Source organism: Streptomyces sp. NPDC058371 (genome assembly GCF_042723265.1).
In the GTDB taxonomy this organism is placed as follows: Bacteria; Actinomycetota; Actinomycetes; order Streptomycetales; family Streptomycetaceae; genus Streptomyces.
The window spans coordinates 247,832-260,746 of the sequence record NZ_JBHXJC010000003.1 but is presented as its reverse complement, the minus strand read 5'-3'; the positions used below and the strand labels follow the sequence as shown (position 1 = coordinate 260,746).

11 protein-coding genes are annotated in these 12,915 nt (G+C 71.6%); 2 read left to right on the top strand and 9 right to left on the bottom strand.

All coding sequences use genetic code 11. From position 1 onward, the window contains the following. Nucleotides 1-45 precede the first annotated feature (45 nt). Nucleotides 46-1,362 carry an MFS transporter gene (locus ACFWM2_RS12780; RefSeq protein WP_383277228.1) on the bottom strand — a complete coding sequence of 439 codons (1,317 nt, stop codon included), beginning with the start codon at nucleotides 1,360-1,362 and terminating at the stop codon, nucleotides 46-48. Between the two features lie 71 nt (nucleotides 1,363-1,433). Between ACFWM2_RS12780 and ACFWM2_RS12775 the strand changes: the two genes are divergently transcribed. Continuing rightward, complete coding sequence (locus ACFWM2_RS12775; protein WP_383277225.1) at nucleotides 1,434-2,486, top strand: GlxA family transcriptional regulator; 1,053 nt, start codon at nucleotides 1,434-1,436, stop codon at nucleotides 2,484-2,486. On the opposite strand, the gene ACFWM2_RS12770 is transcribed toward ACFWM2_RS12775, so the two are convergent. The 4 genes from ACFWM2_RS12770 to ACFWM2_RS12755 form a co-directional block, all read right to left on the bottom strand. Continuing rightward, a complete protein-coding gene (locus ACFWM2_RS12770; RefSeq protein WP_383277222.1) occupies nucleotides 2,367-3,659 on the bottom strand; it encodes an MFS transporter in 1,293 nt (430 codons plus the stop codon). The two genes, ACFWM2_RS12775 and ACFWM2_RS12770, sit on opposite strands and share 120 nt — an antisense overlap. Nucleotides 3,660-3,760: 101 nt before the next feature. Next, nucleotides 3,761-4,810 carry a Zn-dependent alcohol dehydrogenase gene (locus tag ACFWM2_RS12765; RefSeq protein WP_383277219.1) on the bottom strand — a complete coding sequence of 350 codons (1,050 nt, stop codon included), beginning with the start codon at nucleotides 4,808-4,810 and terminating at the stop codon, nucleotides 3,761-3,763. A gap of 37 nt (nucleotides 4,811-4,847) precedes the next feature. Then, nucleotides 4,848-6,008: an acyl-CoA dehydrogenase family protein gene (locus tag ACFWM2_RS12760; RefSeq protein WP_383277216.1), complete on the bottom strand. Its 1,161-nt coding sequence runs from the start codon at nucleotides 6,006-6,008 to the stop codon at nucleotides 4,848-4,850. 214 nt (nucleotides 6,009-6,222) lie between these two features. Further along, a complete protein-coding gene (locus ACFWM2_RS12755) occupies nucleotides 6,223-7,134 on the bottom strand; it encodes an SDR family NAD(P)-dependent oxidoreductase (RefSeq protein ID WP_383277213.1) in 912 nt (303 codons plus the stop codon). 84 nt (nucleotides 7,135-7,218) lie between these two features. Here ACFWM2_RS12755 and ACFWM2_RS12750 point away from each other — a divergent pair, with 84 nt between their 5' ends. Then, nucleotides 7,219-8,145: a cyclase family protein gene (locus ACFWM2_RS12750; protein WP_383277210.1), complete on the top strand. Its 927-nt coding sequence runs from the start codon at nucleotides 7,219-7,221 to the stop codon at nucleotides 8,143-8,145. Between the two features lie 462 nt (nucleotides 8,146-8,607). Here ACFWM2_RS12750 and ACFWM2_RS12745 read toward each other — a convergent pair whose 3' ends face one another. The 4 genes from ACFWM2_RS12745 to ACFWM2_RS12730 form a co-directional block, all read right to left on the bottom strand. Then, the gene (locus ACFWM2_RS12745) at nucleotides 8,608-9,090 is read right to left on the bottom strand and encodes an ATP-binding protein (protein ID WP_383277207.1); all 483 of its coding nucleotides are present in this window, start codon (nucleotides 9,088-9,090) and stop codon (nucleotides 8,608-8,610) included. Between the two features lie 477 nt (nucleotides 9,091-9,567). Next, on the bottom strand, nucleotides 9,568-10,452 hold the full coding sequence (locus ACFWM2_RS12740) for an acyl-CoA dehydrogenase family protein (RefSeq protein WP_383278303.1): 885 nt from the start codon (nucleotides 10,450-10,452) through the stop codon (nucleotides 9,568-9,570). Nucleotides 10,453-10,460: 8 nt separating this feature from the next. Then, entirely contained in the window at nucleotides 10,461-11,615 is a 1,155-nt protein-coding gene (locus ACFWM2_RS12735) for an acyl-CoA dehydrogenase (protein ID WP_383277204.1), read from the bottom strand. Further along, nucleotides 11,615-12,802 carry an amidohydrolase family protein gene (locus tag ACFWM2_RS12730; RefSeq protein ID WP_383277201.1) on the bottom strand — a complete coding sequence of 396 codons (1,188 nt, stop codon included), beginning with the start codon at nucleotides 12,800-12,802 and terminating at the stop codon, nucleotides 11,615-11,617. Before ACFWM2_RS12730 ends, ACFWM2_RS12735 begins: the two co-directional genes overlap by 1 nt. Nucleotides 12,803-12,915 lie beyond the last annotated feature (113 nt).

Sequence of the window (12,915 nt, the reverse complement as noted above, 5' to 3'; positions counted from 1 at the left end):
TCCCGGGGGCGTCTCCTCCGGCGCCCCTCCGGACCCCGGGCCGCCTCAGGCCAGGGCGGCGCCCACCCGCACCGGCCGCCGCCGGATCACCAGCACCATCAGCGCCGCCACCGCGCACAGCGCCCCGCTGGCGTACCAGACCACGTCGTACTCGCCGAAGGTGTCGCGCGCGACACCGCCGAGGAAGGCGACGAGGGCGGCACCGACCTGGTGGGAGGCGAGGACCCAGCCGAAGACGATGGCGCTGTCCTCGCCGTACAGCTCGCGGCACAGGGCGATGGTGGGCGGCACGGTGGCGACCCAGTCGAGGCCGTAGAAGACGATGAAGAAGATCATCGGGGGATGCACCGACGGCGTGACCAGCAGCATCGGCAGGAACAGGAGCGAGATGCCGCGCAGCGCGTAGTAGACCGCCAGCAGCCGGCGCGGTTCGAAGCGGTCGGTGAACCAGCCGGAGGCCACCGTGCCGACCACGTCGAAGACGCCGATGACCGCGAGCAGCGAGGCAGCAGCCGTGATCGGCATCCCGTGGTCGTGGGCCGCGGGCACGAAGTGGGTCTGGACCAGGCCGTTGGTCGACGCCCCGCAGATCGCGAAGGAACCGGCCAGCAGCCAGAAGGGCCCGGTGCGGACGGCGGAGGACAGCACCTTCAGCGTCCGGCGGGCGGCCCCCTGCGCCGGCGCGGGCTTCGGCACGAACTCCGTTGCCCCGTACGGCTTCAGGCCCACGTCCGCCGGGTGGTCGCGCAGCAGCAGCCAGACGAAGGGGACGACCGCGAGGGCGGCGAGGGCCACCGTCACGGCGGCGGGGCGCCAGCTGTGGTGCGTCACGATCCAGGAGAGGACGGGAAGGAAGATCAGCTGACCCGAGGCGGAGGCGGCGGTGAGCAGGCCGGTGACCAGGCCGCGGCGCGCGGTGAACCAGCGGTTGGTGACCGTCGCCGCGAAGGCGAGCGCCATCGAGCCCGAACCGATTCCCACCAACAGGCCCCAGCAGAGCAGCAGTTGCCAGGCCGCCGTCATCCAGACGGTCAGTCCGGAGCCGATCGCGATCACCATCAGGGCGACCGCGACCACCCGGCGGATGCCGAAGCGGTCCATCAGCGCGGCGGCGAACGGCGCGGTGAGCCCGTACAGCACGAGGTTGATCGAGACCGCCGCCCCGATCGTGCCGCGCGACCAGTGGAACTCGTCCTGCAGCGGGTCGAACAGCAGGCTCGGCAGCGAGCGGAAGGCGGCCGCCCCGATGATCGTCACGAAGGCCACGGCGGCGACGAACCACGCGCGGTGGACACGTACGCGACGGGACGGCGCGGGTCCGGCTGCCTCTCCGGCGGTGATGGCTTCGGTTGTCTGGGTCACGTCATAGAGCCTCGGGCCTGCGGCTTCCGCGAACGAGTGGCCGGAAGGACAGCATTCGCTAGAATCGGGCCATGACCCGCCCTTCGGAAACCGCCCCCCGCCGGCACCGCGTCGTCGTGCTCGCCCTCGACGGGCTGCTGCCCTTCGAGCTCGGCATCCCGCAGCGGATCTTCGGACGCGCCAGGGACGCCGAGGGAAACATGCTGTACGAGGTCGTGACCTGCTCGATCCGCCCGCCGGGCCCGGTCGACACGGACGCCGACTTCGCCGTACTCGTCCGCAGCGGGCCGGAGACGCTGGCCACCGCCGACACCGTCGTCGTACCCGCCTCGTACGAACTCGGCCCCGTCCACGAGGAGGGCGTCCTCACCCCCGAGCTGGCCGCCGCCCTCGCCCACATCCGGCCCGGCACCCGGCTCGTCTCCATCTGCACCGGCGGATACGTGCTCGCCGCCGCCGGCTATCTCGACGGCCGCCCCGCCACCACCCACTGGGCCTCCGCCGAGCACTTCCAGCGGCTCTTCCCGAAGATCAAGGTGGACCCGGACGTCCTCTTCGTCGACGACGGCGACGTCCTCACCTCCGCCGGCGTCGCCGCCGGGATCGACCTGTGCATCCATCTCGTACGCCGTGACCACGGCACCGGCGTCGCCAACGACGTGGCCCGCCGCACCGTCGTACCCCCGCACCGCGACGGCGGACAGGCGCAGTACATCCACCGGCCGGTGCCCGAGCCGCAGGTGGCGACCACCACCGCCGCCCGCGCCTGGGCGCTGGGCCGCCTGCACGAACCGATCCAGCTGCGCGACATGGCCGAGCAGGAGGCCATGTCCGTACGCACCTTCACGCGCCGCTTCCGGGAGGAGGCCGGCATCAGCCCCGGGCAGTGGCTCACCCAGCAGCGCGTCGAACGGGCCCGGCACCTGCTGGAGTCCAGCGACCTGTCGATAGACCAGGTGGCCCGGGACGCCGGCTTCGGCACCGCCCAGTCGATGCGCCAGCACCTACAGGCCGGCCTCGGCGTCACCCCCACCGCTTACCGGCGCACCTTCCGGGCCGGGAACGGCACCCGGGCCGGTGCCGCCGGCCACCGCGGCGACTCCCGTGCCGGAAGCGTGAGTTGAGGGCGATCCGCCGCCCGAGGTGCGGTGGCTCTCCCCCACCGCACCCACCGCCGTGAGCAGCAGCGTCAGTCCGACCCCGGCGAGGATCGCCGTGGAGGGCGCGACGAAGTGCAGCAGGGCGCCGGCGAGCGAGCCCGTCGCCGCGTACCCCACACCGACGGCCGCGTACATCACCGAATAGCCGGCGGCCAGCGCACTCGGCGGAAGCGCTTCGCGCAGGGACAGATTGCGGGTGAGCATCGCGCCGGCCTGGAGCACGCCCGCGACGACGAGGGCGGTCGCGATCCAGCCGGTGGCCGGTATCAGCGCGACCAGCGCCACGCAGGCCGAGACCCCGCACATCAGCACCACGCTCCGGGTGCGCAGCCGCCCCGGCCAGGAGCGCAGCCCGTACACGAACGCGCCCAGGCCGGAGCCGAGCGCGAACCCGGTGAGCAGCGGCCCCGACCAGCCGACGCCGATGGCGCGCTGCTCCAGCAGGGCGGGCAGGACGAGTTCGGCGAGGGCGAGCAGCGAGAGACTCGCGGCGCCCATGACGTACGCCGGCCAGGCGCGGGCCAGGATGCGCGGCATCGAGACACCGCCGCGGTCCGTCACGTCCGCCTCCCAGCCCGCCGGCAGCAGCCACAGGCCCGCGACGGACGCGCCCATCAGGGCGGCGGCGAGCAGCAGCGGGAGCCTGGGGGCGAGGCCGAGCGCGAGGCCGGTGACCGCGGCCGGGGACAGCGCCCATATCCCGGATATCAGCATCGACTCGGCCGAGAGCGCCTGGGCGACGGCACTCTGCGGGACGATGCCGGTGAGCAGCGTGCGCAGGCCGCCCGGGGTCGCGGCGGGCGCGGCGCCGGCGAGGAACGCGAACGCGGCGAGAACCACCGCGTGCGCGCCCGGAAACGCGCCGAGAACCGCGAAGGCGACGGCACCGGCGGCGAGCCCCACCGCCATCTGCGCCCTGGCCCGCTCGGGCCGCATGCGCATCCCCAGCAGCGGTGCGCCGACGATCTCGCCGACGACGTACGCGGCCGCGAGGATCGCTCCCAGCGCATAGCCACCCGGGCGCTCGCGGGCCAGGAAGACCAGGGCCAACGGCGCCATGGCCACCGGCATCCGAGCGCCGACGGCCACGACGGCCCAGGTCAGCACCTGCTTGGAGGCGATGTCTCGATAACTCATGCGACGACGTTAGGGGACGCCACCGACAGTGCCCCAGGAGATTTCCCGCCCTGTGGACAACCACGTCCTCCGTGCCCCCGAGGACCCGGGGACCGTGCGCTCTAGAACGTCAGCACCGCCCGCGCCACCCTCCCCTGATGCGCGTCGTCCGCCGCCTTCTCGAAGTCCTCGATCGGATACGTCTCGGTCACCAGCTCGTCGAGCAGCAGCCGTCCGTCCCGGTACAGCTCGGCGTACAGGGCGATGTCCCGCTGCGGTCGCGAGGAGCCGTAGCGGCAGCCGAGGATCGACTTGTCCAGGTACATCGAGGAGACGAGGAAGGACGCCTCGGCGGTCGCCGGCGGGACACCCAGGAGGATCGCCTGGCCGTGCCGGTCGAGCAGATCGACGGCCTGGCGGACGAGTTCGACACGGCCGACGCACTCGAAGGCGTGGTCGGCCCCGGTGGGCAGGATGTCCCGCACCCCCTCCGTCGACGTGAGGAAGTGCGTGGCGCCGAACTGGCGGGCCACCGCCTCCTTCGCCGGGTTCGCGTCCACCGCCACGATCGTCAGGGCGCCCGCGAGCCGCGCGCCCTGGATGACGTTGAGCCCGATGCCGCCCGTCCCGATGACCAGCACACGGTCCCCGTGGTCCACCCGCGCCCGGTTCAGCACGGCGCCCACACCGGTCAGCACACCGCATCCGATCAGCGCGGCCGACGGCAGCGGAATGTCCTTGGGGATCTTGACCGCCTGCACCGCCTTCACCACCGTGCGTTCCGCGAAGGCCGAGTTGGACGCGAACTGGTAGAGCGTGCGGCCCTCCCGGCTGAACGGCTGCTGCGGCATCCCGATCGCCTTGCGGCACATGGTCGGCCGCCCCCGGTCGCACTGCGCGCACGCACCGCAGTTGGCGAGCGTGGAGAGCGCGACATGGTCACCCGGCCGGACATGGACGACGCCCGCGCCGACCGCCTCCACGACACCCGCGCCCTCGTGTCCGAGCACCACGGGAACGGGGAAAGGTATGGTCCCGTCCACCACTGACAGATCGCTGTGGCAGAGCCCGGCCGCGGAGATCGCGACCAGCACCTCGCCGGGTCCTGGATCCCGTATCTCCAGATCGTCCACGACCCGGGTCTGCTTCCCGTCGAAGATCACACCTCGCATCGCGCCGGCTCCCCTCTGGTCCCTGGCTGTCCCGTGGTCATCCCCTGGGCTCCTTCGGCAGGCCGAGCACCCGCTCGGCGATGATCGTGCGCTGGATCTCGTCCGAACCGCCGTAGATGGTGTCGGCCCGGCCGAAGAGGAACAGGTGCTGGAACGCGTCGAGTTCGTACGGTGCGGACGGCGACCAGTCCGTGGGCCCGACCGCCGCCGCGGCCCCGCGCACCCGCATGGCCAGCTCGCCGAGCCGCTGATGCCACCGGCCCCACAACAGCTTGGCCACGCTCGGAGCGCCCTCGAGGTCGCCCGCGCCCCCCAGGGTGCGCAGGGCGTTCCAGCGCATCGCGCGCAGCTGAGCCCACTGCTGTACGAGTTGGTCCCGTACGACGGGATCGGCGACCGCGCCCGTGGCGACGGCCGTTTCGATCACGCGCCCCAACTCCTCGGCGAACCCGATCTGTTGGGCCAGCGTCGAGACACCCCGCTCGAAGCCGAGGAGGCTCATCGCCACGCGCCAGCCGTTCCCCTCGCCGCCGACGACATGCTCGGCGCGCGCCACCGCGCCGTCGAAGAAGACCTCGTTGAACTCGCTGGTCCCGGTGAGCTGCCGGATCGGGCGGACCTCGATGCGGCCCGGCTGGTCCATGGGGACCAGGAGGAACGTCAGGCCGTGGTGGCGGGTCGAGCCGGGCCGCGTACGGGCGAGGACGAAGCACCAGTCCGCCTCGCGCGCGAGGGAGGTCCAGATCTTCTGTCCGGTGACGCGGTACGAGCCCGAGGACTCAAGTCCACTGTCCAGTACGGCGGTTGTACGGACGCCGGCCAGGTCCGAGCCCGCGCCCGGTTCGCTGTAGCCCTGGCACCAGAGTTCCTCGCCGCGCGCGACGGGAGGCAGGAACCGCTGCTTCTGCGCGGGGGTGCCGTGGGCCAGCAGCGTGGGCGCGAGGAGGTTCTCGCCGATGTGGCCGGTGCGGGTGGGGGCCTTGGCGCGGGCGTACTCCTCCGCCCAGACAACCTGTTGGGTCAGGCTCGCGGTCCGGTTGCCGTAGCCGTCCTCGCTCCAGCCGAGGCCGATCCAGCCGGCCGCGCCCAGCTCCCGCTCCCACGCCCGGCGGGACGGCGTCCCTTCGGGACGCGCAGCGAGCCAGGCGCGCACCTCTTCCCGGAAGGCCTCGTCCTCTGCTCCGAACCCGAACTCCACGGTGACCGCCTTACGTTGGCTGGGTTCACGCTCACATCTGCTGCCCGACGGCGCTCGGGCCGGTGCGGGGCGGGCCACCGGGTCCGGTGCGCGGCGGCCCCTGACAGCCGACGGAGGCGGGACGACGACCCCGGCGCCCGCGACAGCCACCGCGACCCCGCCACCCCGCCACCCCGCCGCCGGAAAATGCCCGCCCGCGACGGCAACCGCGGGACTAGGCGTTCGGGCGCCCCTTCTCCGCCGCCGCCCGCGCCATCGCCTCCACCCGTTCCAGCAGCGGCATCGGGTCCACGCCGACCGTCCCCGGGAGGAAGTCGGCGATCTTCTCCGGCGTCCAGGAGCCCTCGGCGTAACCGGCCCGCAGCTCCCTCGGCTGGGCCCAGACCGCGATCTTGGGGCCGGCGATCGTATAGACCTGCCCGGTGATCCGCTCCTCCCGGGCGCGCTCGGACAGGAGGTACACGACCAGCGCGGCCACGTCCTCCGGCTCACCGATCTCGGCCAGCTCCATCGGGACGTTGGCGGACATCCGGGTACGCGCGACCGGCGCGACCGCGTTCGCCGTGACCCCGTACTTGTGCAGACCCAGCGCCGCGCTGCGGACCAGCGAGATGATCCCGCCCTTGGCCGCACTGTAGTTGGCCTGTGCGACGGACCCCTGGTGGTTGCCGCTGGTGAAGCCGATCAGGGTGCCGGAGCCCTGCTTGCGCATCACGGCCGAGGCCGCGCGGAAGACGGTGAACGTGCCCTTCAGATGCGTGGCGACCACCGGATCCCACTCCTGCTCGGACATGTTGAAGAGCATCCGCTCGCGCAGGATCCCCGCCACGCACACGACTCCGTCGATCCGCCCGTACGACGTCAGGGCCGCGTCGACCACCCGCTGCCCGCCCGCCATCGTCGAGATGTCGTCGGCCACCGCGACCGCGTCCCCGCCCGCCGCCTCGATCTCCTTCACCACCGCGTCGGCGATCGAACTGGTCGGCTCGGCGCCCTCGATGGACACCCCGTAGTCGTTGACGACGACGCGTGCCCCTTCGGCCGCCGCGGCGAGCGCGACGGCGCGGCCTATCCCCCGCCCCGCCCCCGTCACGGCGATGACCTTGCCTGCCAAGAAGTTCCCCACGCCCGGCCCCTTCCCGTGGTTTCTGACGGTCCGTTAGATTCTATGACCCGTCAGATACCTGGAGACAAGCCCCGGGGAGGACTCATGTCACTGCCGGCCGAGTTCCACGACATCGCCAAGCGCGTGAACAACTGGGGGCGTTGGGGGGCCGACGACGAGATCGGGACCCTGAACCTCATCACCGACGAGGTGGTGCGCGAGGCTGCCGCCGGCATCCGCACCGGACGCCGGGTCCCCCTCGCGCTGCCCCTCCAGCAGGACGGCGTCCAGACCGGGATGATCCCCGGGCGGGTCAATCCCCTGCACGTGATGGTGCAGATCAATCAGGAGCTGTTCGGGCCCGGCACCGTCGCGTGCAGCGACGACGCCGTGACCATGGGGCTCCAGGCGGCCACTCACTGGGACGCGCTCACCCACGTCTCCCACTCGGGAAGGCTCTACAACGGCCGTCCGGCCGGCACCGTCACGGCCCACGGCGGCGCCGAGTTCAGTGGGATCGACAAGGCCCGGCACATCGTCTCGCGCGGCGTCCTGCTCGACGTCGCGCGCGCACGGGGCGAGCACCGGCTCGACGGCGGCCATGCCGTGACCCCCGAGGACCTCGACGCGGCCGAGGAACTGGCGGGCACGCGCGTGCGCGCAGGCGACATCGTCCTGGTGCGGACCGGGCAGCTCCAGGTCCTTCTGGCGGGCGACAAGCACGCGTACGGCTACCCGTCACCGGGCCTCTCCGTGCGCACTCCCGAGTGGTTCCACGCGCGCGATGTCGCCGCGGTCGCCAATGACACTCTCACCTTTGAGATATTTCCTCCGGAAATAGAGAATTTGTGGCTTCCTGTGCACGCGCTCGATCTGGTCGAAATGGGGATGTTGCAGGGCCAGAACTGGAATCTCGAAGAATTGTCCACAGCCTGTGGAGAAGAAAAGCGCTACAGCTTCCTGCTGTCGGCGATGCCCGAGCCCTTCGTGGGCGGCACGGGAACCCCGGTGGCTCCGGTCGCCGTGCTGTAGCGACCACCAGGAGGTCCACTCCAGGGGCCACTCGGCAAGAATCGGCTGGCGGCGCGCCACTGCCCGCCCCGAGCACGGCACCGCGCGCCGCCATCCGCCTCCGGCGTACCCCGTCCTGCTCCCTCTTGGCCCTTCAGGAGCCGACGCCGAATCGCGAACCGCACTCGCCGAGGGCTCCCGTCACCGGAACCCTCGTCGTCCCCTCGCGGCGAATCGCTGTCCACAAGCGTGATCAAACGGACACGTCACGTCAACACCCGATCGGGGATTCATCACGTAAGCCCTCTTTGTGACGGCGCGTATGGAAGCACTGCACGGCGCATTCGGCCTTGGTTCACGCCGCGGAAACGGAAACCCGTGCATGTATGCACGGCACCGCTCCGCAACCGGCGCGTCCAGCCACGCCGGTGGCGTCAGCGGACCCCGGTCGTACGGGGTCCGTCCCACCCGGGGCACCGCCCGCTACACGGCCTCGTACGCGAGTCCGTCGTACGCCGGGTACGCGGCCGCCCGCGTGACACCCGGCGACGTACAGCGGTCGACCTCGCACCAGATGCGCTTGCCGCGACCCTCGGGGGTCCAGCCCCAGCGGTCGGCGAGACCGTCGACCAGCTCGAGCCCGCGGCCGTTGGTCTCGTCGCCCTGCGCGTGCCGGGGCGCCGGAGGGCAGTCACTGGAGTCGGCCACCTCCAGGCGGACCGTGCCCGAGGGCGCACCGGAGGAGTCGTCCCGCACGCCCTGCAGTTGGAGGCGCAGCACGGCCGGACAGCCGGTGTGCACCACCGCGTTGGTGACCAGCTCGGAGACGAGCAGGATCAGCGTCTCGGCGAGCGGCTCGTCGGCTCCTATCCCGGACCCCGCGAGCCGCGAGCGGGCCCACCTCCGGGCGCGCCCCACTTCCGCGGGGTCGGGCCGGATCTCCAGCTGCACTTGAAGCACCTGCACCGCTCACACCATCCGAACCGGCGGACACATCGCCTCGCGCCTCACCAGGGCCACGATCGTGGCCATCGCCTGCATGGCCAGAACCAGGGTCACGGAACGTGATTCCCTTGAGAGACAGCATGGTTGACGTACAGTCACCCCAACAAGCGCTTCGGGCATATTCCAGCGCGAAGGAGTACGCGTACGGCATACTGTGCGACGCTCATTACGGGGAGTCGAACAGGCAGGGTCGGGGGTCCGTCCTGCCCTGCGAGCGGCACGCATCGCCGGATCCGGCGTCGCCTCGTGGGCGCCACCGGGATGGTCCAGCCTCAGAACCACTCGCATCCCACACAAGGTACCGGAGCACGGCGCCGACTCCAGGCCGTGACAAGTCACACGTAGGACACAACCCGATATCAACGCTCCGTAATTCCGGTATGCCACAATCCGCGACATCCGTCCGGGCACTTCCCTTACCGGCCCCTGCACAGGGCCTCACTGGCCCGATCCGGACAGCAGATTCCCGGCCAACAGTTCCTCACTCTGTGTTGCCTCTCCGGCACGATGTGTACGCACCCAGGCCCGTTTCAGCTGCAGATGCACCTCGGACTCCCAGGTGAAGCCCATGCCGCCGTGCACCTGGAGGCAGTCCCGGGCACCGCGTACGGCGGCCTCGTCGGCGAGCAGCCGGGCGGCGGCGATGTCCAGCGGGTCGGCGGTCACCGCGGCCGCGTAGACGGCCGCGCGCGCCACCTCCACCCGCACCAGCAGCTGCGCGCACAGGTACTTGACCGCCTGGAAGGCCCCGATCGGCTGTCCGAACTGCTCGCGCGCCCGGGCGTGTTGCACGGCCAGCTCGCAGCTGCGGGCCGCACCGCCCAGCTGCTCGGCGGCGGTGAGGAGCACGGCAACGGGATCGGCGCTGTCCGCGGCGGCCGGGCGGGGCACGCGGTGCAGCGGGGTCAGCGGGTCCACCGACCGCAGCGGGGCCGCTCCGGCGATGTCACCGCGTACGACGTCCGCCGCCTCCAGCCACTCCACGAGTCCGCCGTGGACGGCCGTGACGACGCTCTCGCCGGTCGCCGCGCCGGCCACGGTCCCGGCCGCCAGATGCGTGGCGACCAGCGGCCCGGGCAGCAGCGCCCGGCCGGCCTCCTCGAAGGCCAACACCGCCTCCGGAAGGCCGAGTCCGACTCCGCCGTCGGCCTCCGGCAGCCGCAGGGCGAAGAACCCGGCCGCACCGAGCTCCCGCCACAGCGCGCGGTCCAGGCCGCCGCCGTCCACCGCGGCCCGCAGCACCTCGCTCCCGAAGCGCCGCGCCAGCAGCTCGCGCACGCCGGCCTTCAAGGCCCGTTGGTCATCGGTGAGTTGGAAGTGCACGGAGAGTGTCACCGCCCCTTCGGCAGGCCCAGGATCCGCTCGGCCACGATGTTCATCTGGATCTGCGAGGTGCCGGCCGCGATGGTGTACGACAGCGACGACAGCCGGTCGAGGGTCCAGTCCCGCCCGAGGTCGAGCGCCTCGGGACCGAGCACCTCGGCGGCGGCGTCGTACAGCTCCTGGCGGGCGTGCGAGTAGCGCAGCTTGAAGACGGACCCGCCGACGCCGGGCACGCCCCCCGTCGTCTGCGACTCGCTGACGTTCCACTGCGTGAGCCGCCACAGCGTGCGGAACTCGGCGTTGAGCCTGCCCAGCCGGCGACGCAGTACGGCGTCGTCCCAGCGGCCGTTCGCGCGTGCCTCACGGGCGAGCGCGCCCAGCACGCGGCGGCAGGCGACGACCTCGCCGACGAAAGCGGTGCCGCGCTCGTAGGACAGGGTCACCATGGTCACGCGCCAGCCGTCGTTCTCGGCGCCGACGCGGTTGGCCACCGGGATCCGCACGTCGTCGAGGAACACCTCCGCGAACTCGGTGGAGCCGGCGAGGGTGCGCAGCGGCCGGACGGTGATCCCGGGCGCGTCCATCGGCATGGCGAGCCAGCTGATCCCGCGGTGCTTGGGGGCCGCGGAGTCCGTCCGCACCAGCAGCTCGCACCAGTCGGCGACCTCCGCGTGGGAGGTCCAGATCTTGGACCCGTTCACCACGTAGTCCTCGCCGTCCCGCCACGCGCGCGTGCGGAGAGCCGCGAGGTCCGAGCCAGCGTCCGGTTCGCTGAATCCCTGGCACCAGACCTGCTCGCCGCGCAGCACGGGCGGCAGCCAGCGCGCCCGCTGCTCGGCCGTCCCCTCGGCGGCGATCGTCGGCCCGGCGTGCAGCAGCCCGACGAAATTGGCCCCTACGTAGGGTGCGCCCGCCTTTTCCGTCTCCTCCAGGAAGATGAGGTGCTGGGTCGGGGTCGCGCCCTGCCCGCCCGCGTCGACGGGCCAGTGCAGGCCCGCGTACCCGGCGTCGTACAGCATCCGCTGCCAGCCGAGGTCGTACGCGCGCCTGCCGGGCCAGTCGTCGGGCGACGGTTTGGCGGGCAGCCCGGGGAGCACCTTGGCGAGCCACTCCCGCAGCCGCTCGCGGAAGTCCTCCTCCTCGGGGGTGTACGCCAGGTCCACTAGAGGTCCAGGTCGAGCATCCGGATCGCGTTGCCGCGCATCAGCTTGTGGATCGTCTCGTCGTCGAGGCCCTTCACATGGTCGAGGGCGACCTCCTTGGTGTGCGGGAAGGTCGAGTCGACGTGCGGGTAGTCGGTCTCGAAGGTGGCGTTGTCGCGGCCGACCACGTCCAGGGACGCCACCCCGTGCTTGTCGCGGAAGAAGCAGCAGAAGATCTGCCGGTAGTAGTACGTCGACGGAGGCTCCGGGATCAGATCGCGGACCCCGCCCCAGGCGCGGTGCTCCTCCCAGACGTCGTCGGCGCGCTCCAGGGCGTACGGGATCCAGCCCATCTGCCCCTCGGAGTAGGCGAGTTTGAGCCGGGGATGCTTCACGAGCACGCCGGAGAACAGGAAGTCCATCATCGAGGCCATGGCGTTGTTGAAGCTGAGCGAGGCCTGTACGGCCGGGGGTGCGTCCGGGGAGGCGGCCGGCATCTGGCTGCTCGACCCGATGTGCATGTTCACGACCGTGCCGGTCTCCTGGCAGATGGCGAAGAACGGGTCCCAGTAGCCGGAGTGGATGGACGGCAGCCCGAGGTGGGTGGGGATCTCCGAGAAGGTCACGGCCTTCACGCCCCGGGCGGCGTTCCGCCTGATCTCGGCGACGGCCAGGTCGATGTCCCAGAGCGGGATCAGGCAGAGCGGGATGAGCCGGCCGCCGCTGTCGCCGCACCACTCCTCGACCATCCAGTCGTTGTAGGCGCGCACACAGGCCAGCGCGACCTCCTTGTCGTGCGCCTCCGCGAAGGTCTGTCCGCAGAAGCGCGGGAAGGTGGGGAAGCACAGGGACGCCTCGACGTGGTTGAGGTCCATGTCCGCGAGCCGTTCCTTGGGGTCCCAGCAGCCCCGCCGCATCTCCGCGCGCGTGATGCCCTCCAGCGTCATCTCGTCGCGGTCGAAGCCGACGGCGGCGATGTTGCGCTTGTACGGGAACTTGAGGTCCTCGTAGATCCACCAGTCGGTGGGCGGTCCTTCGGGGTCCATCGTGATCCGGTACTTGCCGGCGATGTAGGCGAGCTCACCGATGCCCGCGGTGAGCGGTTTGGGCCCGCGGTCCCGGTACTTCTTCGGCAGCCAGGTCTCGAAGAGGTGCGCGGGCTCGATCACATGGTCGTCGACGCTGACGATCCGCGGCAGTTCCGTCATGGGTCCCTCCACCGTGCGGTCCGTGACCGTGAGGTCCGTGTCCGACGACCCGTCATATCTGATGACCCGTCAGATAGCAGGCTATCCCCGCACCCCTGGACCGACAAGGCGGC

Excerpts from the sequence above, each read along its gene's own strand:
- ACFWM2_RS12775 (WP_383277225.1), top strand. The coding sequence starts at position 1,434 with ATGACCCGCCCTTCGGAAACCGCCCCCCGCCGGCACCGCGTCGTCGTG.
- ACFWM2_RS12770 (WP_383277222.1), bottom strand. The coding sequence starts at position 3,659 with ATGAGTTATCGAGACATCGCCTCCAAGCAGGTGCTGACCTGGGCCGTC.
- ACFWM2_RS12765 (WP_383277219.1), bottom strand. The coding sequence starts at position 4,810 with ATGCGAGGTGTGATCTTCGACGGGAAGCAGACCCGGGTCGTGGACGAT.
- ACFWM2_RS12750 (WP_383277210.1), top strand. The coding sequence starts at position 7,219 with ATGTCACTGCCGGCCGAGTTCCACGACATCGCCAAGCGCGTGAACAAC.
- ACFWM2_RS12730 (WP_383277201.1), bottom strand. The coding sequence starts at position 12,802 with ATGACGGAACTGCCGCGGATCGTCAGCGTCGACGACCATGTGATCGAG.